This window comes from Enteroscipio rubneri (assembly GCF_002899715.1).
Taxonomy (GTDB): domain Bacteria; phylum Actinomycetota; class Coriobacteriia; order Coriobacteriales; family Eggerthellaceae; genus Enteroscipio; species Enteroscipio rubneri.
The window spans coordinates 1-2,742 of the sequence record NZ_PPEK01000032.1 but is presented as its reverse complement, the minus strand read 5'-3'; the positions used below and the strand labels follow the sequence as shown (position 1 = coordinate 2,742).

Below are 2,742 nucleotides of genomic sequence, written 5' to 3'. Positions count from 1 at the left end.
CGATGCAGCGACCCTAACGCCGGGGTTCACTTCTTCCTGGACGATTACCGGTTCGAGGGGACGTGGAGCGACCCCGTGCGCTACGTGCCCATGCTCTCCCGCTTCGCGTGCGTCCTCACGCCCGACTTCTCGTGCTACCTCGACATGCCCGAGCCTATGCAGCGGTGGAACGTCTACCGGGGCCGGGCCGTGGGCCGCATGTGGCAGGATGCGGGGCTAACGGTCGTGCCAACGCTCACATGGGGAGAGCCTTACACCTACGCGTTCGCCTTCGAGGGCGTCCCGCAAGGCTCTGTGGTGGCGCTCTCAACAGTGGGGCTTATGGATTGCGTGGAAGGTATCGAGCTGTTCAGGAACGGGGCCGCAGAGGCGGCGAGGAGGCTTCGTCCTTCGGTCGTCCTGGCATACGGGAGGAGGTGCGAGTTCGACGCGCACGGGGCGGAAGTGATGTGGTACGAGAGCGAGATGCAGCAGAGATTCGAGCAGATCAGGAAAGACAAGCAAACCGATGGAAAGGAAGCATGACATGGGACGAGGCAGCAGCAGCGGCAAGGTGAGCGACTACTACAAGAAGAAGGGGCAGAAGTCCCACGGCGAGGGTGCCAAGAGGCGCAAGCTCTCGAAGCAGGGCAAGGCGAACCGCGCCGAGGCCGCGCGCAAGGCGAAAGGCGCGAACCCGGCCAACGGGTGATCCCCCCCTGCCAAGCGGATTCCCGCGGCCCCTCATCGATACACCAACGCGCCCCAACCGGACGCGCACACTGTTCTTTATGAACTGAAATCGCTGCAGCAAGAGGCGGAGCGGGTGGCGGGGCGAGAGGGCCGCGCCCGATCCCTCCCCCTCTCCCGCCGCGACCCCGGCGGCGTAGCGCCCATCCCCCCGAACGAGGTATTCCGCAATCGGAGGGCATGCATGGAGAAAGCCCTGAGCTTCCTTTCCAGGATGCCCGGGGCTTTTGCCGGCGGGAAGCCCGCCGTCCTCTTAGCGGGACTACCGGGCTTCCCGTCGGCCTTATTCTGCTACGCCCCGAGAGGGCGTTCCCTGCGCCCGGGTTCTTGGCACGACCCGTACTCAGTCGATCAGTCTCACCGCTGCCGCCAAGTCGCCGCCGCACTTGCGTAGCAGGCGGGAGACGATGCAGGCCATGTCCGCGAGCTGGCAATCGCACGACCCGCAACCTTCCGCAGCCCGCTCTATCGCCCCCGCGCACACAAGCGCCATTCCTGCGGACTGGTCGATCAGCGAGAGGGCGTGCAGAACCGCACCGTCGCATCCCGGCTCGTCCCTTTCGAAGTCGGACGCGCCGAAAAGCCCCGTCGTCGCCTCGCTCACGCCATCGCCCCCTCGGCCCTGTCGCGAAGCGTCGCAGCACGCTCGTAGACATCCTCCGATGCGACCAGCAGCACGTCGAGGGTGCCCGCCAGGAAGTCGGCGGGATCGGTTATGCTCGTCCTCGCCCCCGTGGTGGCGCATTCCACGGCTTGCGCGAGGCTCCCCGCTGCGTCGGCCACGTCTACCAGCCCGTCAACCACCCACAGGGGAACACTCCCGCGTTTCTTGTCTTTCTTCCCGCTCATGACGCCTCCTCCCCAAGCGCCAGCTCCAGCGCGTCACCGTGGGCATCGCACGCGGCCTCGAACAGTATGCGCGCATCGTCCAAGCCGCCTCCCGCCCTCATCCTGGCCGCGCTCGCCAGCACGTCCAGGGCGGCGCTCTCGATCCTGCGCAGAAGAGCGTCTTTCCTTGCCTCCGTCATGGTAGAATCCTCCTTACCGGCCCTCTGGGCCGCTCTCTGGGCATCCCTTCTGCTTCCAGGTTTGGAGGGGTGCCCCTTCCTATTGCCGCCGTGCTCGCGGCTTGGTACAATGCGCGGTGGTGGGGCGCTGCGAAAGCCGCCCCGTTTGTTCTTAGCGGGCATGCTTCCCACGGCTGGCCCGCTTTTCTTTTCGCCTGTCGCCCACGTGCTCGGCGACGGATAATGCTACTTTGACAAGCGCGGCGACTGCTGCCATGAGTCCCGCTAGCTTTTCAATGTCCACCGCTGCCGCCTTTCATCGGCCCGGACAATCAACGGATTCCCTGCACGTTGCCCTCGGTAGCCCGTTTCCTTGCCTGGTACAATAGTAAGCACTTGTTAATCGATTAGCAATTGCTAACCGCCTCTTCCACATTATCATCACAATTGTTTACTAAGCTATTGTTAATCGCTAGAGAGGAGCAGAATGGATGCATACGAAGCAGTGAAAAGAGCTGCCGAGAACAAGGGGATATCCACGAACAGCATAGGCCGAGCTTTAGGGAAGGCCGATAGCTACGTGGCAAGCGGGGCGACCCGAGGCAGCACCCCCAAGGCCGACACCCTGGCCGCCATGCTCGAAGTCTGCGGCTACTCGCTCGCCGCCATCCCGCACGCCGACGTGCCGGATACCGCGCTCGTGATTGACCCGCCGGACGGGGCCGCGTCCAGATGATCAACACTCCAGAGGCCATAGAGGCTGCAGACGCGGAGTTCGAGCGCATGGACGCCCTGCTGATCGATGGGACGATGGAGCAGCTTCGTGAGCTTGAAAGCTGGCGCTGCCCTCGATGCGGCAAGCCGATGGGCTTCCGATACTCGCAGTCCTGCGGCAGCTTCTCCTACGGCTGCGGCTGCACGCTCACAAGGTCGTGCAAGATGTTCGAGCGTCCCGCTTGCGCCGAGCTGTTCGGGGACGAATACGGGGATATTCCCATGGAGCGAT

General features: G+C 64.2%; 7 protein-coding genes. 4 read left to right on the top strand and 3 right to left on the bottom strand.

What is annotated here, in order from left to right; genetic code table 11:
* Together C2L71_RS11800 and C2L71_RS12075 are read left to right on the top strand one after the other, a co-directional pair.
* On the top strand, nucleotides 1-525 hold a 525-nt coding region (locus C2L71_RS11800; RefSeq protein WP_129588528.1), incomplete at its 5' end, for a DUF4417 domain-containing protein.
* A 1-nt stretch (nucleotide 526) separates the two neighbouring features.
* Nucleotides 527-691, top strand: coding sequence for a hypothetical protein (locus tag C2L71_RS12075; RefSeq protein WP_157938991.1), 165 nt, complete (start codon nucleotides 527-529; stop codon nucleotides 689-691).
* 381 nt (nucleotides 692-1,072) lie between these two features.
* Here the strand turns inward: C2L71_RS12075 and C2L71_RS11795 are convergent, their stop codons facing one another.
* From C2L71_RS11795 to C2L71_RS11785, 3 genes are read right to left on the bottom strand one after another with little or no spacing between them, the layout of a single operon-like run.
* A complete protein-coding gene (locus tag C2L71_RS11795) occupies nucleotides 1,073-1,333 on the bottom strand; it encodes a hypothetical protein (protein WP_103265954.1) in 261 nt (86 codons plus the stop codon).
* Nucleotides 1,330-1,578, bottom strand: a complete 249-nt coding sequence (locus tag C2L71_RS11790) for a hypothetical protein (protein WP_103265953.1) — start codon at nucleotides 1,576-1,578, stop codon at nucleotides 1,330-1,332. The genes C2L71_RS11795 and C2L71_RS11790 overlap by 4 nt, the downstream gene beginning before the upstream one ends.
* Nucleotides 1,575-1,757, bottom strand: a complete 183-nt coding sequence (locus tag C2L71_RS11785) for a hypothetical protein (RefSeq protein ID WP_103265952.1) — start codon at nucleotides 1,755-1,757, stop codon at nucleotides 1,575-1,577. The genes C2L71_RS11790 and C2L71_RS11785 overlap by 4 nt, the downstream gene beginning before the upstream one ends.
* A gap of 466 nt (nucleotides 1,758-2,223) precedes the next feature.
* Between C2L71_RS11785 and C2L71_RS11780 the strand changes: the two genes are divergently transcribed.
* Together C2L71_RS11780 and C2L71_RS11775 are read left to right on the top strand one after the other, a co-directional pair.
* Nucleotides 2,224-2,472, top strand: a complete 249-nt coding sequence (locus C2L71_RS11780; protein WP_103265951.1) for a hypothetical protein — start codon at nucleotides 2,224-2,226, stop codon at nucleotides 2,470-2,472.
* Nucleotides 2,469-2,742, top strand: a 274-nt coding sequence (locus C2L71_RS11775; protein WP_129588527.1) for a hypothetical protein, incomplete at its 3' end; no start/stop codon positions are given. The genes C2L71_RS11780 and C2L71_RS11775, both read left to right, overlap by 4 nt.